Origin of the sequence: Nannocystis sp. RBIL2 (genome assembly GCF_026626745.1) — a bacterium.
Classification (GTDB): Bacteria; Myxococcota_A; Polyangia; order Nannocystales; family Nannocystaceae; genus Nannocystis.
On sequence record NZ_JAPNJW010000002.1, the window covers coordinates 5643391 to 5664559 of the forward strand.

Consider the following 21169-nt stretch of genomic DNA (forward strand, 5'->3'; position numbering starts at 1 on the left):
TCGTCGCGAAGTTCGCCGTGCCATCCTCGCTGGCGACGCCGCTCGTCCCGCTCGCGCTCGCCGCGACGCCCGCGTTCTCACTCGTCCGCGCCGCCGCGCCGGCGCTCGCCTCCCGTGCGATGCCCGCGCTCGCGTCCGTCGCTCGTACCGCATCACCGCTCGGCGGAGCGCAGGCCGATCCAGCGAGCACGACTGCGGCCACCCACTCGCTGGTTCGCGCTGCCCGGCTCACGTCCCGGCGACGATACGACCTCCGGGGGCCCCGCGAAAGCCGGCGACCGGGCGCCAGCGCCCGTGCGATGCATTCTTCATCTTCTCCGGCGATCCGTGCTTGACTCTCCCGTTACGGGAGGCCTCACGGTGTCGCCATGGTGAACGAGCGAATCACGATCGGCGCGCTCGCGCGTCGGTCGGGCGTGCCGGTCAAGACGCTGCGCTTCTACTCCGACGAGGGGCTCTTGCCGCCCGTCGGACGGACGCGCAGCGGCTACCGCGTCTACGCCGAGGACGCGGTCGTGCGGCTCGATCTGATCCGCACCCTGCGCGAGGCCGGGCTGGGGATCGCCGCGATCAAGGCGATCTTCGCCCGCGACATGACTCTGGCCGAGGCCCTGCGCCTGCGGCTCAGCGCCATCGAGACCCACATCGCCTCGCTGCAGCACATCGCCGCGGCCCTGCGCGCCGCGCTTCGCTCCGAGCCTGACCAAGCCGACATCAGGAGGTTGTGTACCGTGACCCGACTTACCACCGAAGAACGCAAGGCAGTCATCGAGCGCTTCTACGAGCGCGTGTCCGAGGGCGTGCCGATCGACGACACCTGGAAGCGCCAGATGATGCAGGCGAGCGCGCCGACGCTGCCGGAGGTGCCGACGCCGGAGCAGCTCGACGCCTGGATCGAGCTGGCAGAGATCGTCCAAAACGAGGAATTTATCAAGAAGATGCGCGATGCTGCGGCCGAGACCTGGAACTCTGGCCTCGACCTCGCCGCCCATCAGCGCGTCAGCCAGGAGGCCAACGCCGCCGCGCGCGAGCTCATCGATCGCGGCGTCGCCCCGACCGACGCGGCCGCTCGCCCCGTCGTCGAGCGCATGGCGGCCGGCCTCGCCGCTGCCATGAGCAAGCCCGACACGCCCGCCTGGCGCGCCACGCTGCACGAGAAGAGCCAGGGCCATGACCCCCGTGCCAGCCGCTACTGGGAGCTCGTCGCCATCCTCAAGGGCCAGCCGCCCCAGAGCGGGCTCAACGAGGAGTGGCACTGGCTCAACGCCGCCGTCGCGCACCACCTCGCGCCGACGTGACCGAAAGGACATGCTCGACGGGGCATGTCCTTTCGAACACCTCGACGATGCCGAGCGAGCCGACTCCGCAGTCACTCGCGCTCGTCGACGCGCGCTCGCACAGGGCTTCACAGCATGTGCGAGCGCGAGGCCCTCGGAGACTCCCCCTCGCCGCGCCTCACTCCTCGCGCGCCACGGACGACGCGATCAGCACCTGCGCCACCCAGTAGAGCACCATCAGCAGCAGCTCCACGCCGAGCGACCAGGCGACGAAGCGGTTGACCGCGATCAGAGTGTCGCTCAGCGCGAACGCGATCGCCCCGGCCAGGCCCGCCCACGCGCGGCCTTCCTCGCCGGGCCGCTCGCCGACCTGGGCCGCGGCGCGCCACATCATCGCGCAGATCACGATCACGTAGGCCAGCACCGGCCCGCGCAGCTCGCCGAGGTTCGGCGCCAGCCAGCCGTACACGGACCAGCCGAACACTGCGATCGGCGCCAGCCGTAGCAAGTGCAGCGCGCGCGTGCGGCCGACGAAGGCCGCCACGTAGGCCACGTGCGCCAGCAGGAACGCCGCCAGGCCGGCGATGAACAGGTCCAGCGCCTCTGCCAGCAGCACGTCGCCGAGCACCGAGAGCACCAGGCCGAGGCGGAGCCGGCGGGCGTCGGCGCCGCGCAGCGGCCACAACCACGCCAGCACGCACAGCACCGGGATCGGCTTGAGCACCAGGCCGGCGAGCTTCCACTCGGCGATCAGCGCGACGAAGAACAGCACCGCGGCGACGAGCCCGGTGCGCAACAACTGGGTCGACCGGCGAGACACGAGCCCGAGGATCGCCGAGCCCGCGCCCGCGCGCGAGCCCCAAAGTGGCCCTGCTCGAATTCGCACCCTGTCCGAAGGGTCAGCTGGTGCATGAGCACTGCCCGGCGCGGCCGGGCACTGTCCGAATGGTCAGCCCGGCCGCACGCGGGCTACGACCTGGCCGATCGGACAGATTATTTCGGCGCTGGCCCGAGGTGCAGCGAGAACTTCGTGCGCAGCGAGCGGGCGTCGGGGCCCGCGGCCTCCGGCTCCTTGTCGAACGCCACCTCGCCGCGGACCGCGGTGAGGCGCTGCATCAGCCGCTCGATCGGCGAGCCTGCGATCGGCAGCGGCGGGAACGTCGGGGCGACCGCCGAGCCTTGCAGCGGGTCGGCCGCGCCTTCGGGGCGGAGCGTGAACTCCGGCGTACCGTGGGCGTTGAGCGGCGCGAAGCCGAAGTACTGCAGGCCGAGCCGCGCCAGCCCCTCCGTCGACTGCGTCGCCGCCGGGTCGCCGCGGAGCAAGATCTCCGCCGAGCGCAGCGCCGACTTGCTCGCGGTGTTGGCCTGGCCCTGCAGCATCCACAGCAGCGCCGTCCACAGCGGCGCGCCGACGGCAGTGCGGGTCTGCACCACGAATTGCGGGTCGGTCGCGGCCCCGACTTTCGGCAGGCGGCCGTCGAGAAGATCGTCGATCACGCGGGTCACTGTCGGGCGGTCGAGGCCGACCACGATCGCCGCGCCCGTCTGCACGTAGTGGATCCCGAACGCCTCTGCGATCGCCTTGTCGGGCAGCAGCGGCGCGCCCGGGTTGACGCCGATGCGCACGATCGGCAGGTCGCGGTGGCGGGCCACCGGGTCCCACGCCACCATCCCCGGCGCGACCGACTCCACCGTCGTCTTGATCGCCGCCAGAGTCGCCACCAGCATCGTCGGGTTCTTGACCTCGGCGATCGCGTAGCCCGGGAACTTGCCGATCTGCTGCCACAGCTCGAGGTCCTCGAGCTGGTTGCGCTCGCGCTTCGGCGGCAGCTGGGCCGTGTCGTCCCACTGCGACAGCAGCCCGACCAGGCCCGCGCGGTCGTCGAGGCCGAGCATCACCCAGTCGCCGAGCCAGCCGAGCCCGACGTCGCCCTTGCCGGTGAGCGTGCGCATCAGCTGGTCCATGTCGCGGCGCAGCTGGCTGTCCTGGCCCACCGCCCACACCGCCTGTAGCCCGCGGTCGCTCGCGGTCACGGTCACCCGCGACTTGCCGACCACGCTCTCGATCTGGCTGTAGTCGGTCGCCGAGATCAGCGGCAGCACGCGCACGTCGACATCGGCGACCGCTCCCTCGGCCTCGTCGCGCACGTCGAGGCGGATCGCCACCGGGTCGATGAACTGTTGCCAGTAGTTCTGGTAGCCGAGGGCGAAGTTGTCGTACGCGTTCCGCTCCGCCTCGCTGACCTTCTCGAGCGCCGGCAGGTCGACGATCGGCGTCAGCGCCTCGGGCGAGCCCCAGCTCGAGCGCGCCGCCTGGCCCGGCGTGAATCCGATCGCCTCGCCGCCGACGTGCTTGAGCTCGTCGGCCGCGAGCAGCCCGGCCGCGGTCAATTCCTTTGTGTCCTTCGGGGCATGTCCGAACAGCCAGCCGTGGAGCAGCGCCGCGTAGCCGGGCACCAGCAGCTCGGCGAGCGCCTCCTGGCGGCGGGCGGCGAGGATCTTCTGCTGCGGGCCGACGACCGCGGCGATGAACTTGTCGCTGAGGAACGCCAGCGCCTGGTGCGTGCCGGGGTCGCGGGCCAGCATGTACTTCAGGTCAGGTTCATCCGCCAGCCGGGGCGCCTGGCCCTGGGCGGCCGCGAGCACGCGGGCGAGCGCGCCGGGGCTGTTGGACACGAACGCGAGGTCGCCGACGCGGGCGCGGTGCTGGCGGACCTGGCCGTTCGGGTCGGCCGCGCGCTGGACGTCGACCCCGGCCAGCTTCACCGTCGTCTCCTCGATCCCCGCCACCTCGGCGCGGTAGCCGTCGAGCTGGCGGGTCAGCTCCGCGCCATACACCTCCGGCTGCTTGAGCGCGAAGATCAGGGTCACGTCGGTGCCCTCGCGCAGGTACGGGTCGCTGCCGACGATCGCCACCTCGCCGACCACCGTGTGGCCGAACAGCTTCGCCAGGTCGCTGCGGCGCAGACCGAGCTGGCGCTGGTATCGCGCCGTCAGGCTGCGGTCCTCCGGGTTTTGTTGCAAGATCTGCACGACCGGCGTGATCCACGTGTCTGCCTCGTCGAGCAGGCGCAGCAGCAGGCGCACGTCGTCGACGCGGGCGTACCAGAACTCCGCCGGCGTCGCCGCGGCCAGCGGCTCGGCCGTGCCGCCGTTCGGGTTCGGCAGCGCCGCCTGCATCGCCGCGAACGGGTGGGCTGCCAGCGGCGGCGGCTTGAGGTCGGCCAGCGCGACCGTGCGCGGACCTGTATCTCGGGACAGGCGCAGCCCGCGGTCGTGCTGCAGCGCCTCCTGCATCGACATCACCCCGGTGGTGGTGTCCATCAGCTGCGACAGGTCGGTGCGGGCCGGCCGGTCGCGCAGCAGGTCGGAGCCGGCGATCGCCTTGGCCCCCGGCTGTTTCTTGAGCCAGGTGGCGATCCGCCCGGCCGCGAACTGCTTCCACGGGTGCGGCTCGGTCCACGTGTCGCCGAGCACGTGCGCCAGCGCCTCGGCCCAGCGCGCGACCAGCCCGGCGTCGTCGGCCTGCTTCGCCGGACCGGCGCCGCCGAACGGCACCCGGACCCACTCGTTGCGCCCGTCTTGCCAGCGGCGGGCCAGCAGCGCCCCGCGCAGGGCCTCGGGCGCGGCCGCCGACTTAGGCCGGCGGACCAGCACCACCGCCTCGGTCGCACCTGTCCCGTTGGCCAGCACGCCGACGTGACCCGGGCCGGCGCCGTCGAGCTCGACGTGCAGGCGGTCCCAGTCGAGCGAGAGGTCGTCGCCGGTGACGGGCAGCCGGACCTCGACGTACTCGACCTCGCCCTCGACCCGGTAAGCCGCGATCGCCCCCTTGAGCTCGGCGTGCTCGGCCGGCGCGAGGGTGCCGGTGCGCAGCGCCGGCAGCGGCTCGGGCGGTTCCTCGGCGCGGGCGGCCGGCGGCGCTTCGACCTGCTCGTTCGGACCTGTCTTTTCGGACTTCTCAGTCCCGCAGCCGGCGAGCGCCAGCGGGGCAGCGAGGAGCGGGGCGAACCAGCGGGGGGCGAGGCGACGCATTCGCCGCACTGTACCAGGACGCCCGCCGCGTCACCTCACCAGGACAACCGGTAGAGGCACTTGGCGCCGCCCCTGGCCCGGCACTCGCTGGACTCGTGCGCGACCTGTACGTCGGGCTCGAAGCGGCCGGCGAAGCCGTGCACGAGGCCCATGTCGAAGCGGCAGGGGTAAGGGTTGTCGCAGAGCATCAACACTTCGCGCTCGCCGACGCGCTCGTAGGTGTAGTGGCCGATGCCCTCGGTCATGTCGCCGGTGGCGAGATCGAACATGACGACGCCGTCGCGGCTGTGATTGAGGTGATAGATCGTGTCGAGCTTGGACAGCACCGTGTGGGCGCCGTCGATGCCCGGCGGGAAGGCGACCAGCGCCGGGATCTGGCGCCCGAACCGCTCGAGCCCGCGGGCGCCGAGCAACAAGTCGACCTTCTGGTAGGCGCGCAAGATCAGCCGCTGCGGGTACCACGCGTGCGGCTCGAACCGCTCGACGCCGAGCGCGTCGAGCATCGCCTTCTGCAGCACCGAGAACTGCTTGAGGACGTCGATGAACACGCTGGTGGTCTGCCCGTACACCGAGATGTTCGGGGCCATCGGCACGTACTGCGTCACTGCGACCTCCGAGCCGCGACGCGGCCCAGGTGGGCGAAGCAGGCCTTGAGGCCGTCCTTGAGCGTGGCGAGCGTCGGCGTGCCGCCGAGGTCGACGCCGAGCTCGGTCATCGCCGCGGCGATCCGCGGGTTCAGCCCGGTGATGACGCAGAAGGTGCCGATCAGCCGGGTGGTCGCGACCAGGCGCAGGAAGTGCCCCGCAGTCGCGGTGTCGACCAGCTCGACGCCGGTGAGGTCGATGATGACGCAGCGCGCCCGCGCCTGCGTGACCCGCTCGAGCAGGTCGGCGATCATCTCGTCGGCGCGGCGCGCGTCGACCATGCCGACGATCGGCAGCGCCAGCACGTCGTCCCACAGCTCGACCACCGGCGTCGACATCGTCCGGATCGCCGCGCGCTGCTCCTCGATGGTCGTCAGCTTGTCCTGAAGCTCGCGCCGCGACGCCTCGAGCTCGCAGATCGTGCCCCGGTGCTCGCGCACGGTGACGTCGAGCTGCAGCGCGAACAGGTTGATCGTCTCCTCGAGCGCGCCGAAGCGGTCCTGATGCGCGAGCGGCAGGAGGTCGGCCGCGGGGTCGAACTCGTCGAGGGAGATCGAGGCGAGCAGGTCGTGGATCCGCTCGATCCGCGGGATCACGACCGAGACCGCCTCGGGCTCGGAGTCATGGGAGTCGTCGCTGATACGTCCTCCTGGCATCGCTGCCGGGCGCCGGAGGATAACCGAACCGTCGTTCCCCAGGACAGGCACGCGAATGCAGCGATCCGGCGGGCGCCCCGCCGGACGCTCGCGAACGAGACCGCGCAGCGGCGCCTACTCACTCTCGCGGGGCGCCGCCGAATGGGTGAAGTTCAGCGAGCACAGCGGCCTGTTCGGCCAGCAGCCGGTCCTTGGCTTCGGACGGCATGAAGCTGTGCTCGACGCTGTTGCGCGCGAGCGCGGCGATCTGAGCCGCGTCCCAGCCGAACGCGGCGGCGCAGCGGCGGTACTCCTCGCCGAGCGAGGTCGCGAACATCGGCGGGTCGTCGCTGGCGAGCGAGACGTGCAGGCCCGCAGCCAGCAGCTGCGGAAGTGGGTGCTCGGCCAGACCTGGATAAAGGCCGATGCCCAGGTTGCTGGTCGGGCACACCTCGAGCGGCACCCGGTGCTCGCGCAGGTACTCGACCAGCGCCGGGTCGGCGAGGCACTGCACGCCGTGACCGATCCGGTCGGCGCCCAGCTCACGCAGCGCGCTCCACACGCTCGACGGCCCGTCCATCTCGCCCGCGTGGGGCAGCGAGCGCAGGCCCTCGGCGCGGGCCCTGGCGAACAGCGGGGCGTACGGCGCGGTCGGCCACTGCGGCGACTCCGGGCCGGCGAAGCCGAGGCCGATCACGCCGACCTCGCGGCCCTCGAGCGCCAGCGCCAGAGTCGGCGCGCCCTCGGCGAAGCGGTGGCGGACGATGTCGAACACCCACGCCAGCTCGACGCCGTGCTCGGCCCGGGCGCGCGCGCGGCCCTCGGCGAGGCCGGCCAGCAGCGTGTCGCCGGCGACGCCGCGGTTGACGTGGGTCATCGGCGTGAACGTGACCTCGGCGTGGCGCACGTTGTCGGCCGCGAGCTTGCGCGCGAGGTCGACGACGATCGCCGCGAAGTCCTCCTTGTCGCTGAGGCAGGCCGAGATGGCGAGGTACATGCGCACGAACTCGCCGAAGTCCTTGAACACGTAGCTGCGGCGCAGGCCCTCCACGCCGCCCTCGTCGCCGGGCAACGGCTTGCCGTGCTTGCGCGCGAGCGCGAGCGCCAGCTCCGGCTCGACCGAGCCCTCGAGGTGCAGGTGCAATTCGGCCTTCGGCAGGCGCTCGATGAGCCGGCGGCGCAGTGGGTCGAGGCCCTGGGCCGGCGAGGACGCGGCGGACATGGGCGAACGCTAGCACGCGCTCGACAGCCCCCGCGACATCGCCTATTGCTCGGAGCAGACGATGCCGCGCGCCCGCCCCTGGCTGTCCGTGTCCCTGATCGCCGCGCTGACGGCCTGCGGCGACGGCAGCGCCGCCGCGACCGACAGCGCCGCCTCGACCGGCAGCAGCGGCGGGATCGACCTCACTGCCGCGACCACCGGCGACGGCCCCGCGCCGACCACCGGCGTGCCCACCACGGGCGGCGAGACCGACACCGGCGGCCCGCCGGCGCCGACCTTCTGCGCCCAGATCGACGTCTCGCTGGTGCTGCACCCGAGCGCCAAGATCTACGGCCCGAGCCAACAGGACGCGCTCGTCGAGCACTTCGAGAATCTGGTCGAAGAGACAGGCGCCACGGTCCGGATCTTGCCGAACGTCGGCACCGAGTTCATGGCGACCACCGACTGCCTGGCGGCCGCGGGCAACGCCGCCGACGACCCGATCCTCGTGTTCGGCGCCGCCGGCGAGGTCGCGCCCGGGGCCGTGGACGCGCTGCGCTGCACGCTCGATCGCTTCGACGTCTACGTCAGCGACTTCGACGTCGGCAACTTCATGTTCTCCGGCCTGATGTTCCCGGTGCTCGAGCGCGCCGACTGGCCGGCGCCCGGGGCCACGGGCCTGGCGATGCTGGTGGCCGCCACCGACGACAAGCAGGCCAACATGTACGCCCAGCCGGGCCAGGCCTCGGAGGCCTACTTGCGGCTGGTCGGCGACGGCGACCGCCGGCGCGTGTCGGCGTTCACCTACGGCGACGGCGCGCCCGAGCTGAACATGTTCTCGCTGGCGGTCAGCGACAAGAGCCGGCACTACGAGAAGTCGGAGACCTCGTACGTGGCGGCGCTGGCCGACTTCGCCCCGCTGGCGGTCAAGACCTGCGAGGACTTCGACTACGAGGAGCCCGACCCGGAGATGCCGCCGACGGGCTGCAAGCGCATCGACCTGCTGTTCGCCATCGACGGCTCGGGCAGCATGGACGAGGAGCAGGACGCGCTGCGCGGCGCGAACGGCATGCCGCCGGTGCTGGCCGAGTTCACCGACGCGCTGCTGGAGGAGCTCACCTATGTCGAGGACTTCCACGTCGGCGTCGTCTCGAGCGAGCAGGGCTTCACGGCCATGCACACCCACCGCGACTTCCCGACCATGCCCGAGAGCCCCGAGACCGCGTGCGGCCTGCCCGAGGGGCAGCGCTGGCTGGTCGGCCCCTCGGACAGCTTCGCCGACGAGTTCGCCTGCGTCGCCGCCACCCGCAGCGGCACCGAGGAGATGACCTACTACAACCTCGCCGAGGCGCTGCACGACCCGGCCAACGCCGGCTTCTTGCGCGACGACTCGCTGCTGTTCATCGTCATCCTCACCGACGAGGACACCTACGACTTCGTGCTCGACACCTCGGTCGCCATCCGCCAGCGGATCGTCGACGCAGTGGGCGGCGACCTCGACCGCCTGGTGGTGCTCGCCATCGCCGGCGGCCAGGGCGTGTTCGAGATGCCCGAGACCGTGTGCCAGGGCGTCTACGGCGACGCCGCCCCGGGCCGCCGCATCATCACGATCACCCGCGGCTTCCGCGAGCGCGGCCTGTTCCAGAACATCTGCAAGGGCGACCTCGCGGCCACCTTCAGCGGCGTGCTCGACGACGTCGTCTCGGCCTGCGCCCAGTTCAACCCCGAGCCCTGAGCGCGCGCGCGCGCCGACCCAAACGAGAAACCGCAGGACCGCCGATTCGGCGACCCCGCGGTCGTGAATTGAGACCCGGGCGACGCGGCCGGAGCTTCACGCTCCGTCACGCCGCGCGGCGCGCTAGCCCGAGTTCGGGCAGCGGTACTGCGCGTCGAGGACGCCGCTCATCTGGAAGTCGGAGCAGGCCTTGCCGCACAGGATGATCTCGTTCTTGTCGGGCGTCGTGAACATCCAGCCGTCCTCGCTGCCGTCGCAGCTGGCGACCTTGGTGCTGCCGTAGGCCATGCCGTTGACGCTGACCTCGACGTAGTCGGGGTACTTCGGCACCGGGTCGAGGGTGATCGTGCAGCTCAGGATCTGCATCGAGATCTCCTCGAGCGCCATCTGCAGCTCGACCTGGTTCTGCGTGTCGTAGAACTTGACGTCGCCCTCGCGCGGACGGCCGCCGATGTCGGCCAGCTCGTTGAGCTTCGCGTACGCGTTGGTGGCGTCCGGGTTGCCGTCGTTGGCGGTCGGGCTCGTCTCGTCCTTGATGGCGATGCCGACGACGTAGGTCGGGATGTTGAGGTTGCCGAACGCGTCGCCGACCACCGCCGCCAGGTTCTCGTCGTACTGCTCGAACAGCTCGGAGTTGTTGGCCGCGTCCTCGCGACAGTTGGCCGCGCCGTCGGTGACGAGGATGATGAACTGCGGCTGGCCGTCCTGGATGGTGCCGAGCTCGGCGAGCGCCGCCTTGACGCCCTTGGTCGCCGGCGTGCCGCCCTTGATGGTCATGTCGGTCTCGTCGGCGCCGGGGATGGCGTTGAGGATCGCCTGGCCGTTCATCGGCGCGATCTCCACCTCGGGCGTCATGTTCACCGGGCAGGCCGTCGCGTTGTAGGCCGAGGCGGCCATCTTCGACGGGAACAGCACCGCGCCGAGGTTCATCGAGTTCTCGAACGTGCCGGTGATGAAGTCGACGACGCTGTAGAGCGACTTCCAGCGCGTGATCTTCGGGGTCGCCGCCGCCATCATCATGGGGTCGGCGTCCTGGATGCCGTCGTCGTTGGCGTCGTCGCCGTCGTGGTCCCAGTAGCCCTTGTCCGGGGTGACCATCGAGCCCGACTTGTCGAGCACGAGCATGACGTTCGGCGTCACCACCGGGACCTCGACCGACGCCTCGCCGCAGTCGTTCGGGTCGAACGTGGTGTTGCCCGTCTCCGTCTCGGTGGACATGGTGGCGGTGCCGGTCGGCACCGTCTCGGTGGTCGGGTCCGCCGCGGTGGTCGTGGTCGACGCGTCGGTCGTGTTGACCGGCAGCGTCATGATGCCCGTCATCGAATTGCTGCTGGCGGTGGTGTCCACTTGCTTGCCATCGTCACCGCAGCCGACCAGGCCGACAGCCACGAGGCTAGAAAACAACGCGCGCTTCATAAGCGGAAGGTTCCTTCGAGAGTTGGGTGAAATGAGAGTCGAGGACGGGGGCCCGTCGAGTTGGACACCGAAGCACGGGCCGTGTCCGGGCGTCCGTGACGGCCACTATACCGATCGTGCCGGTCCATCGCAGCTTTCCTGCGAAGTGCAGATCTGCGCGGCGCGGGGCGCGAACGTCGGCCCGACCCCGATAGCGGGCGCATCCGGGCCCGATGCCGCTGCAAATGCACGCCCGAGCGCGGGCACGTCACGGCGCTGCAACGCTCCGGCCGCGCAAACCGTCGCGCGCCCGCAGCGGCCTCAAAAGCGGAAGCCGAACGAAAGTCCGCGCACCTCTCGGGACATCATCGGCGCGATCGCCATGCCGTGGTCCCGCATCCAGCGATGGTGCCGAGCCCGCTGGGTCAGGCCCCACGCGAGGAAGACCGCCCCGGTGACCGCCATGAGTCCACCCATGCCCACGCCGACGAGCCCGTAGATCTGCAGGCCGCGGCACGTCTGGTCGGTCGCGTTGGAGCCGTAGATGCGGTTGCAGTACTGCGGCGAGGCCATCACGTACATCGCCACGCCCAAGCCGGTCCGCAGGAGACCCAGCGGCAGGATGACCGTGCCGGTGACGACCTTCTCGTGGCCATCGACTGGTTCTCTCTCGCGGTTCTCGCCGAAGGCGTGGTAACCGCCGAACGACTCGGGATCGCTCGGTGGCGGTGGGGGCGCCGCCAGCGCGAGCGCGGTCGCGAGCGCGACGATGCCGGTGGTCATCGCCATCATGTCCCTCCAGACAGCTCAGTGAAGCGCCGCACCTGGCGCTTGTAGAAGGCCGACTCGGGCTCGAGCCGGGCGGCCTCGCGGATGGCCGCCACGGCCTCCGCGCCGCGCCCGAGCTGGTGCTGCAGCTCGGCCCGCAAATAATACAGCTCGGCGTTGTCGGGCTGCTTCGCCACCGCCAGGTCGACGGCCTCGAGCGCCGCTGCCTGGCCGCAACGCTCGCGGAAGGCGAACCACCCGAACGAGCTCTTGAGGTCGTCGTTGTTCTGGTCGCTCGCGACCATCGCCTTGAGGCTGTCGACCGCCTCGACGTCGCGCCCGAGCTTGTGCAGCTCGCGGCCGATCGCCCGGAAGGCGCGGATGCTCTCCTTGGCCGCCGGGTACTTCTGCTGCAGCTCCTTGTAGAGCGTGATCGCCCGCTCGGAGTCGCCGTCGATCTTCGCCACGAGGAAGGCCGCGCGGTCGGACATCGCCTTGGCCGCGAGGCCCTTGGCGTTGTCGGGGTCGCCCGCGATCACGCGCTCGAACTCCGCCTCGGCCTGCGCGCGCTTGGCCGCCAGCGCGTACGCGACGCCGAGCTCGTAGCGCGCCTGCAGGTCGTCGGGCGCGGCCGCGACCTTCTGCTCGAGCTCGGCGAGCACGTCGCCGCCGGCGGCGATCTTCGCGAGCGCGGCGAGCAGCGCCGGCGGCTCCATCGCATCGACCAGGCGGCCCTTCTCGACCCCGTTCGCGTCGAGCACCAGCAGCGTCGGGTAGGCCTGCACCTTGTAGCGGGCCACCAGCTCGGGGCCCTCGCCCTTCTCGGCGTCGACGTGCAGCGCGACGTACTTGGCCAGCGCCGCGCCGACATCGTCGCGCGTGAACACCTTCTCCTCGAGCTCGCGGCAGGGCGGGCACCAGTACGCGCCGACATCGACGAACACCAGCTTGCTCTCCGCTTTCGCCGCGGCGAGCGCCGCCTCGAGATCGCCCTCGATCCACTTCACCGCCGACACGATCTCGCCGTCGCTCCGCACCCCCGGACCCGCGCTCGTCGGCGGGTTCGCCGCGACGGGCGTCGACGCAGTCGCCGGCGCGCCCGGCTTCGGCCCCGACGCGTCGGCCTTCGGCCCCGGCGCGCCGCAAGAGGCCGCGAGAACGACTCCCAGCAAGGGAGCCGACAGCGAAGCGAACAGCGGACCGACGACGGCAGGAGCGCGAGCCATGGCTCGCTTGAAGCTGCCCGGGAACCTCGCCGGCCGCAACTGCCACCGCTCGCGCAAAGCTCAAAAGCTTGAGCCCGGCCAGGGGCTCGCGCAAGTGCGGCCGGCGCGTGAGGTCTCGGGACGACGGCGCACGCGAGCCGTCGCGTTGCCATTTTGACACGCGAGCCCAGGCTACCGCAGTCCCCCAAGTCTTTTTGTCGACGCCCGCCCGAGGAACCCCATGGCCGTCTTCAACCCCGAAACTGCGACCCTCAAGACCCGTCAGGCGCTCGCGCACGCCCAGGCCATCAGCCGCGAGCTCGGTCATCCCGAGACCACCAGCCTGCACCTCCTCCTCGCCTCGCTTCAGCAAGAAGGCGGCCTCGCGCTGCCGCTGCTCGAGCGCACCGGCATCCACGGCGCCGCGGTCTTGCGCGCGATCCAGGCCGAGCTCGGCCGCCAGCCGCGCGTCCAGGGCGGCGACCAGCCGCCGCCCTCGCACGAGCTGCGCGAGCTCCTCGACCTCGCCGCGACCGAGGCCGAGCAGCTGCACGACCGCTTCGTCAGCACCGAGCACCTGATCCTCGCCTGCTTCAGCACCAAGGCGACGAAGCAGAAAATTCGCGCGGCCGAGCTGCTGGCCAAGCTCGGCGGCAGCCGCGACCTGCTGCTGTCGGCGCTGGCGGAGATCCGCGGCACCCAGACGGTCCAGGACGAGAACCCCGAGCAGAAGTACGAGGTGCTGCAGAAGTACTGCCGCGACCTCACCGCGGCCGCGCGCGCCGGCAAGCTCGACCCGGTGATCGGTCGCGACACCGAGATCCGCCGCGCCCTGCAGGTGCTGTCGCGTCGCACCAAGAACAACCCGGTGCTGATCGGCGACCCCGGCGTCGGCAAGACGGCGATCGCCGAGGGCATCGCCCAGCGCATCACCGCCGGCGACGTGCCCGAGAGCCTCAAGGACAAGAAGCTCCTCCAGCTCGACCTCGCGGCCCTGGTCGCCGGCGCCAAGTACCGCGGTGAATTCGAGGAGCGCCTCAAGGCCGTGCTGCAGGAGGTCGAGGCCGCGAACGGCGCGATCATCCTCTTCATCGACGAGCTCCACACCCTCGTCGGCGCCGGCAAGGCCGAGGGCGCTCAGGACGCCGCCAACATGCTCAAGCCGGCGCTCGCGCGCGGCGAGCTGCGCTGCATCGGCGCCACCACGCTCGACGAGTACCGCAAGCACATCGAGAAGGACAAGGCGCTCGAGCGGCGCTTCCAGCCGGTCATGATCGACGAGCCCAGCGTCGACGACACGATCGCCATCCTCCGCGGCCTGCGCGACAAGTTCGAGGCGCACCACGGCATCCGGATTCAGGACGCCGCGATCGTGGCCGCGGCCAAGCTCAGCCACCGCTACATCCAGAACCGCTTCCTCCCCGACAAGGCGATCGACCTGGTCGACGAGGCCGCCGCGCGCCTGAAGATGGAGGTCGAGAGCGTGCCGCTGCCGATCGACGAGCGGGAGCGCAAGATCACCCGCCTCGAGATCGAGCGCCAGGCGCTGCTGCGCGAGGACAAGTCGGCGCCGGTCAAAAAGCGGATCGGCGAGGTCGAGGCCGAGCTGGCCTCGCTGCGCGAGGAGGTCGCCGGGCTGCGCTCGCGCTGGCAAGGCGAGCGCGACCGCGTGCGCGAGATCAAGGAGCTCTCGGAGCAGATCGAGAACGTCAAGAACGAGGCCGCCCGGGCCCAGCGCGCCGGCGACTACAACCGCGTCGCCGAGCTGACCTACGGCACCCTGCGCGCGCTCGAGAAGCAGCGCGAGGACGCGAGGGCCAAGCTCGAGGAGGCGGCCAAGACCAAGGACTCGTTCGTCCGCGAGGTCGTCACCGACGAGGACATCGCCGGCATCGTCAGCCACTGGACCGGGATCCCCGTCAGCCGCATGCTCGCCAGCGAGGCCCAGCGCCTGGTCGAGATGGAGTCGGTGCTCGAGCGCCGCGTCGTCGGCCAGCACGAGGCGGTGCACCGCGTCGCCCAGGCCGTCCGTCAGAGCCGCGCCGGCCTGTCCGACCCGGCGCGCCCGATCGGCTCGTTCCTGTTCCTCGGCCCGACCGGCGTCGGCAAGACCGAGCTGGCCAAGGCGCTCGCCGAGTTCCTGTTCGACGACGAGCGCCACGTCGTGCGCATCGACATGAGCGAGTACATGGAGAAGTTCTCCGTCTCGCGCCTGATCGGCTCGCCGCCGGGCTACGTCGGCCACGAGGAGGGCGGCCAGCTGACCGAGGCGATCCGCCGCCGGCCCTACAGCGTGGTCCTGCTCGACGAGATCGAGAAGGCCCACCCCGAGGTGTTCAACCTCCTGCTGCAGGTCCTCGACGACGGCCGCCTGACCGACAGCCAGGGCCACGTGGTCGACTTCCGCAACACCATCATCCTCATGACCAGCAACATCGGCAGCGAGCTCGCCGCCGAGGGGCTCACCGGCAAGGCGCTCGAGCAGGCGCGCGAGCAGGTGCTGCGCCGCCACTTCCGGCCCGAGTTCCTCAACCGACTCGACGGCGTGGTCTCGTTCAAGTCGCTGCAGCGCGAGGACATGATGGGCATCCTCGACATCCAGCTGGCGCGCATCGAGAACCGCCTGGCCCAGCGCGAGATCCACCTCGACGTCTCGCCCGAGGCCAAGCGCCAGCTGGCCGACCGCGGCTACGACCCGACCTACGGCGCGCGCCCGCTCAAGCGCCTGCTGCAGAACGCCCTGCTCGACCCGCTGGCCACCCGGATCCTCAGCAACGAGATCCGCCCCGGCCAGACCGTCGTCGCCACCCCGGGCAAGGACGCCGAAGGCGAGCCGACCATCGACCTGAAGATCAAGTGACTCTCATAAAAGACATGTCCTGAGGGACATATCGATGCCCCGGCCCCCTGCGGCCGGGGCGCTCCGTCTTTGGCCTTGCGACGCGAAGATCCTCTGTCGCGACGCTCTCTTTCGCCGCCGACATGGAGATCGCCGCCTTGACTCACGGCGCTCGCGCCCCTGCCGCGTACACCGCGGACCGCGTCCGCCGTAGAGTGCCGGCGTGATCGAGCCCGCACCGCCGCGCCGTCGCGCCCTGTTGTGGGCGGCCTCGTGCGTCGGCGCCGTGGTGCTGTTGTGGCTCGCCTCGCGCAAGGTCCCGCTGTGGCCGGACGTCCTGCACCTCCCGCGGCCGGAGCTGTTCGCGCTGGCCGCCGCGCTGCACCTCCCCTACAGCCTCGCGCGCGCAGTGCGGCTGCGCTGGGCCTTGCCCCCGGGTGCACCTGTCTCTCGCGACTTGTTGGTCGGCAGCGGCCTCGTCTCCTTCCTCGTCATCTTGCTCCTGCCGCTGCGGCTGGGCGAGCTGTCGCGGCCGCTGATCCTCGCGCGCGCCGGCGTCGCCGGGCTCGGCCTGCCCGAGGCGATCGCCGCCATCGCCAGCGAGCGGCTGCTCGACGGCCTGCTCGTCGTCGGCATGTTGTTCCTCGGCCTCGGACTCTCGACCGCCTTCAGCCCCGAGTTCGCGGCGCTGGTCGGCTCGGTCGAGCGGTTCGGCCTGGCCTCCGGCGTCGTCTTCGCCGGCCTGATGCTCGCCCTGGGCATCCTCGCCTTCACCCCGCCGCGCCACCACGAGCGCCTCGGCGGCCTCGTGCGTCCCGTCATCGGCGCCCGCCTCGGCGACTTCGTGTTCCACCTCGCCGCCGCCTTGCGGCCGATCTTCACCAGCGCCCGCGGCCTCTTCCTGCTCGGCGCCTCGCTGGTCTACTGGGCGATCACCCTCCTGCAGTTGTGGCTGGTGCTGTTGGCTTGCGGCCTCGACCTCGGGGCCGGCGAGGCCGCCGTGATCGTCGCCGTGGTCGGCCTCAGCATCCAGCTGCCCGGGGGTCCGGCCCAGGTCGGCAGCTTTCAGTTCGGCGCTGCCCTGGCCCTCCAGCTCTTCATCGGCCCGGCCGATCTCCGCGGGCCCGGGGCCAGCTTCGGCGCCCTGATGTACCTGCTCGGCCTCCTCGGCGCCCTCGCCCTCGCCCTCCCTGGCCTCGCGCTCCTCGGCCGCGACCGGCGCCGGCGGGTGATCGATCCCTCGTCGGGCCCGCCTTCCGAACCCGGTCCGATCGCCTGACTGATCGGGAATTCTCCGGCGGCTGCCCGGGTCCGTGGCCCTTTGCACCGCGGCGTCGTCCCTGGCCCCCGCGCCGGGGCGTTGCTGGACGGCCGCCCCCGCGGGTATGCTCCGCCGGCGCGGCGCCGCCCTGTGCCCCGCGCTGGAGAGTTCATGTCGCGCGACCTTCGTACGCTTCGCCAGTTGTTCCGCCCCGGTCTTTTGGGCCTGTTCGCCCTGACCCTCACCACCGCGGCGTGCGGCAAGAAGGGCGATACCTCCGCCCCCGGCGAGAAGGGCATGTCCGTCGAGGAGGCCGACCGCAAGCGGGCCGAGGCGCAGAAGGCGGCCAAGGCCGACACGCTGGTCTCGCTGGCCAACAAGGACCTCGCCAGCGGCCGCTGGGCCTCCGCCCGCGAGCGGGCCAAGCGGGCGCTGGAGTCCGAGTCGAAGAACGCCGACGCCTACGCCGTGCTCGGCGCGGCCAACTGGCGCGCGGGTGACTACGTCGCCTCGACCAAGGCCTTCAAGGAGGCGCTCGAGCTCGACCGCAAGAACTTCGGCGCTGCCGTCGGCCTCGGCCGCAACTACCAGGCCGTCGGCGACCACAAGGCGGCGATCGAGCTGCAGGACACGATCCTCGCCGCCGACCAGAACCAGATCGACCCGCTGCTGATCAAGCTGTGGAGCTACTACGCCCAGCTCGACGCGGTCAACGCTGTCAAGACGCTCGACGCGGTGTTCAAGCTGATCGAGCCCGACAACCCGCTGCTGCCGCTGCTGCAGAGCCACGCCGCGTTCATGCGGCCGCTCGAGGGCAAGGGCGACCTGGCCAAGGTCGACGGGGCCAAGGGCACCTCCGACCTGCAGATCGATCCGGCCCAGGGGCTCAAGCACTCGGGCGCGACCGTCGGCGGCGAGTACACCCGCGTATTGCTGCTCGAGCTGCGCGAGGAGGCGCGGATCCACAAGGCCTTCGCCGACCAGCTCAAGCTGAAGGAGATCGCCAAGATCAAGACCTTCGGCAGCGACACCGAGACCAGCATCGTCCTCATCCCCGAGGTCAAGTTCGGCGACCTCAAGATCACCAACATCCCGGCGATCGTCGACGACCTCTCGACCTTCGGCCTCGGCGAGACGCCCGGGGTCGTGCTCGGTCGTCAGGTGCTGAGCAAGATCGGCGCGATCACCTTCGACTTCCCGAACGCCTCGCTCGAGCTGCAGAGCGCCCCGCCGACCGCCGCCCCCGCCGGCGCGACCGCGTCGCAGCTGCTCATGCTCGACCTCCACCTGTTCCTGGTGCCGACCGTCCCGGTCACCCTCGACGGCTCCGAGGCCCAGTTCTACGCCTGGCTCGGCGGCTCCTACGGCACCGCCCTCACCGTGGCGAAGAAGAACTACCTCAAGAGCGGCCACCTGCCGCGCGAGCTCGACCCGCTCGACGACCCCAACGCCGGCCTCAAGATGGTCTACATCGACCAGGCCAAGGTCGGCGACCTCGGCGTCAAGGGCGTCGGCGGCCTCGTCCTCGCCAACACCCCGCCCGACGGCGGCCTGGCCCAGGTCGTCGAGCTCGGCGGCTTCGAGCTCGGCGGCTACATCAACGTGCCGCTGCTCAAGAGCATGAGGGTCACCTACGCCTTCTCGCAGGGCCAGGTGTTCTTCGCCCCGAAGACCCCGGGCAAGTGACCCCCGCGGGCGACGACCCTCGCCCCGCTCCGACGAACGACTTCGCGGCCCGCCGCGAAGTCGTTCCTGCTTTCTCCCGCGTACACGAACACGCCTCGCTCGCATCACGCGCGCGCTCGCAACCGACGCGACACGACGAGATGCGAAGCTCGGAGGTCCTCTCCTTACTCATCGCGGCCCGACTTCATCCGCACCACGACACCCCACGCTCCCCCATCGCAACCTCGCCCGCACCCGAGTCATCGCCCCGGTGAGGCCGCTGCCACGCACCGGCGTCACACCCTCGCCCGCACCCGAGTCACCGCCGCGCCGCGACCTCTCCCCGCTGCCTTCCACCGCCGCAACCTCGCTCGCAGCGCACCCGCGTCACCGAGGCCGCGACCCTCGCGAAGTCACGACCTGCCCCCTCGCCGGCGTCGCGCGCGTGTGCAGCGAACCCCGCACCGCCACGAGGGGCCGCAGGCGGGTGCCCGTTCGCGGCTGCCGGCGGCCCCGGCGGCCACCTCGCGCGCCCCCGCCCGCGCTTTTGGTCTATCGTGGATCCGTGGCCGGATGGTTGGAGATCCGCCGGGGCCAGGCTCCCGTCACCAACGTCAACCTCGTCGGGCGTCGCGTCGTCGTCGGTCGCTCTCCTGACTGCGACGTCGTCCTCAACACCACCTCGGTCTCGCGTCAGCACGCCGAGCTGATCTGCGACGACGTCGGCTGGCGCGTGCGCGACCTCGGCAGCCGCAACGGCACCGGCGTCAACGGCACCCGCGTCGCCGGCGAGCGCGCCCTGCAGTCCGGCGACGTCCTGCGCATCGACGAGTTCGACCTCGTCTTCCACGCCGGCCCCGCGCCTCTGCGCCCCGCCGCGCGCCCGCGCACCAGCGTCACCGACGGCGCCTTCGGCCCCGCGCGCACCCTGCAGGAGCTGGGCCCGCCCAAGGTCGACGCCTCGCACCTCTCGCGCCTCCTCGGCTTCAGCGCCGCCTTGCTGGCCGAAGGGGCAGCCGACCAGCGGATGTACCAGCTGTGCGAGCTGATGACGAGCGCGCACTTCCACGGCAACGCCGCAGTGGTCCTGCGGATCCTCCGCTCCGACGCCAGCGCCCCGGAGATCCTGTCAGGCCCGACCGGCAGCGGCGGCGAGCCGCCGATCAGCCGCTCCGTCATCAAAGCCGTGCTCGCCAGCGACGCCCCCGTGCTCGCCAGCTCCGGCCCCGCCGGGCCGAAGAACAACATGGTCCAGATGTCGGTCGTCTTCGGCGGCCAGGCCACCGCCGCAGTGGCTTGCCCGATCGGCGGTGACGGCGAGCACCTCGACGTCCTCTACGTCATGCTCCCCGGCCAGTACGGCACCGCCGAGTGGCTGGCCCTCGCCTCGCTCGCCTCGGCGATGTCCCGCCAGGCCGAGGACGCCTGGACCGCCCGCGAGGCCGCCCAGCGCCAGGCCCTGCTAGAGGAGGAGCTGCGGCGCGCCGCGGCGATCCAGGCCCGACTTGTCCCTCGGGACATGTCCTCCGGGTCACTTCAAATCGGCTTCGGCTTCACCCCGTGCAAGGGCGTCGGCGGCGACTACGTCGACGCCCTGCCGACCCGCGACGGTCGCGTCCTCGTCACGGTCATGGACGTCGCCGGCAAGGGCATCGACGCCGCGCTGATCGCCTCCGGCCTGCACACCACCGTGCACCTCGCGGTGCGCCAGGGCATGTCGCTGCCCGACCTGGTCCACACCCTGAACCGCCAGCTGCTCGACACCTGGAGCGGCGAGACCTTCGTGACCCTCGCGGCCGCGCTGATCGACCCGAAGACCGGCGCGCTCGAGGCCGTCGGCTGCGGCCACCCGGCGCCGATGGTCGTCGCTCCGAACGGCACGATCCGCGAGCTCCGCCTGGCCGAGGGCATGCCGATCGGCCTCCTCGACATCGACCTCGAGCTCAGCACCGACCGCCTGCGCCCCGGCGAGCTGCTCCTCCTCTACTCCGACGGCCTCTCGGAGTGTTTTAATGAGGAGGACAAGATCCTCGGCGTCGACGGCCTCACCGAGATGGTCGCCGACATCCGCCGCGTCGCCGGCCGCAAGCCCGACCTCGAGTGGTTCGAGGCCCAGCTCAAGGACCGCCTCGCCCTCCACCGCGGCCGCGCCCCCGCCTCCGACGACATCAGCTTCGCCCTCGCCCTGTTCAGCGCCTGAGCGGCCGAGAGAGACGCCGCGCGTGCAGGCGTGCACGAGCGATGGCACCTGAACGACGCCGAGAGGTCGTCGCGATGCAGGTGTGCACAGGCGCGAGCACCTGAACGACGCGGGCCGAGATGTCGCCGCGATGCAGGTGTGCACAGGCGCGGGCACCTGAGCGACGCCGAGATGTCGCCGCGATGCAGGTGCGCAAGGGCGATGGCACCTGCGCTCTCGAGCTGCCGAGCGTTCATCGATGTCCGCGCTGCGCGCGAGCAACGGACGAAGCGGCGGTCTGCGTCGGGGTATCACGGATGAGCCCGCCGT

14 protein-coding genes are annotated in these 21169 nt (G+C 71.4%); 6 read left to right on the plus strand and 8 right to left on the minus strand.

Annotated elements, in window-relative coordinates; all coding sequences use genetic code 11:
• The first annotated feature begins 368 nt into the window (after positions 1 to 368).
• On the plus strand, positions 369 to 1298 hold the full coding sequence (locus OV090_RS47215) for a MerR family transcriptional regulator (RefSeq protein ID WP_267711653.1): 930 nt from the start codon (positions 369 to 371) through the stop codon (positions 1296 to 1298).
• Positions 1299 to 1455: 157 nt separating this feature from the next.
• On the opposite strand, the gene OV090_RS47220 is transcribed toward OV090_RS47215, so the two are convergent.
• The 5 genes from OV090_RS47220 to add all read right to left on the minus strand — a co-directional run bounded on the left by OV090_RS47220 (position 1456) and on the right by add (position 7813).
• On the minus strand, positions 1456 to 2097 hold the full coding sequence (locus OV090_RS47220) for a lysoplasmalogenase (protein ID WP_267711654.1): 642 nt from the start codon (positions 2095 to 2097) through the stop codon (positions 1456 to 1458).
• 173 nt (positions 2098 to 2270) lie between these two features.
• Positions 2271 to 5312: a hypothetical protein gene (locus OV090_RS47225; protein ID WP_267711655.1), complete on the minus strand. Its 3042-nt coding sequence runs from the start codon at positions 5310 to 5312 to the stop codon at positions 2271 to 2273.
• 35 nt (positions 5313 to 5347) lie between these two features.
• Positions 5348 to 5917 carry a hypothetical protein gene (locus tag OV090_RS47230; RefSeq protein WP_267711656.1) on the minus strand — a complete coding sequence of 190 codons (570 nt, stop codon included), beginning with the start codon at positions 5915 to 5917 and terminating at the stop codon, positions 5348 to 5350.
• Positions 5914 to 6612, minus strand: a complete 699-nt coding sequence (locus OV090_RS47235; RefSeq protein WP_267711657.1) for an STAS domain-containing protein — start codon at positions 6610 to 6612, stop codon at positions 5914 to 5916. The genes OV090_RS47230 and OV090_RS47235 overlap by 4 nt, the downstream gene beginning before the upstream one ends.
• A 118-nt stretch (positions 6613 to 6730) precedes the next feature.
• Positions 6731 to 7813, minus strand: coding sequence for an adenosine deaminase (add, locus tag OV090_RS47240; RefSeq protein ID WP_267711659.1), 1083 nt, complete (start codon positions 7811 to 7813; stop codon positions 6731 to 6733).
• Positions 7814 to 7874: 61 nt separating this feature from the next.
• Between add and OV090_RS47245 the strand changes: the two genes are divergently transcribed.
• Positions 7875 to 9527, plus strand: a complete 1653-nt coding sequence (locus OV090_RS47245) for a hypothetical protein (protein WP_267711661.1) — start codon at positions 7875 to 7877, stop codon at positions 9525 to 9527.
• Positions 9528 to 9650: 123 nt separating this feature from the next.
• On the opposite strand, the gene OV090_RS47250 is transcribed toward OV090_RS47245, so the two are convergent.
• From OV090_RS47250 to OV090_RS47260, 3 genes are all read right to left on the minus strand, one after another.
• Positions 9651 to 10931 (minus strand): hypothetical protein, encoded by a 1281-nt coding sequence (locus tag OV090_RS47250; RefSeq protein WP_267711662.1) that lies wholly within the window; start codon positions 10929 to 10931, stop codon positions 9651 to 9653.
• Between the two features lie 312 nt (positions 10932 to 11243).
• Positions 11244 to 11714, minus strand: coding sequence for a hypothetical protein (locus OV090_RS47255; RefSeq protein ID WP_267711664.1), 471 nt, complete (start codon positions 11712 to 11714; stop codon positions 11244 to 11246).
• The gene (locus tag OV090_RS47260; RefSeq protein WP_267711665.1) at positions 11711 to 12916 is read right to left on the minus strand and encodes a tetratricopeptide repeat protein; all 1206 of its coding nucleotides are present in this window, start codon (positions 12914 to 12916) and stop codon (positions 11711 to 11713) included. Before OV090_RS47260 ends, OV090_RS47255 begins: the two co-directional genes overlap by 4 nt.
• A gap of 220 nt (positions 12917 to 13136) precedes the next feature.
• Here OV090_RS47260 and clpB point away from each other — a divergent pair, with 220 nt between their 5' ends.
• From clpB to OV090_RS47280, 4 genes are all read left to right on the plus strand, one after another.
• Positions 13137 to 15755 (plus strand): ATP-dependent chaperone ClpB, encoded by a 2619-nt coding sequence (gene clpB, locus OV090_RS47265; protein ID WP_267711667.1) that lies wholly within the window; start codon positions 13137 to 13139, stop codon positions 15753 to 15755.
• A 202-nt stretch (positions 15756 to 15957) separates the two neighbouring features.
• Positions 15958 to 17013, plus strand: a complete 1056-nt coding sequence (locus OV090_RS47270; RefSeq protein WP_267711669.1) for a lysylphosphatidylglycerol synthase domain-containing protein — start codon at positions 15958 to 15960, stop codon at positions 17011 to 17013.
• A 183-nt stretch (positions 17014 to 17196) separates the two neighbouring features.
• Complete coding sequence (locus OV090_RS47275; RefSeq protein WP_267711671.1) at positions 17197 to 18681, plus strand: tetratricopeptide repeat protein; 1485 nt, start codon at positions 17197 to 17199, stop codon at positions 18679 to 18681.
• Positions 18682 to 19225: 544 nt separating this feature from the next.
• Positions 19226 to 20860, plus strand: a complete 1635-nt coding sequence (locus OV090_RS47280) for a SpoIIE family protein phosphatase (protein ID WP_267711673.1) — start codon at positions 19226 to 19228, stop codon at positions 20858 to 20860.
• Positions 20861 to 21169 lie beyond the last annotated feature (309 nt).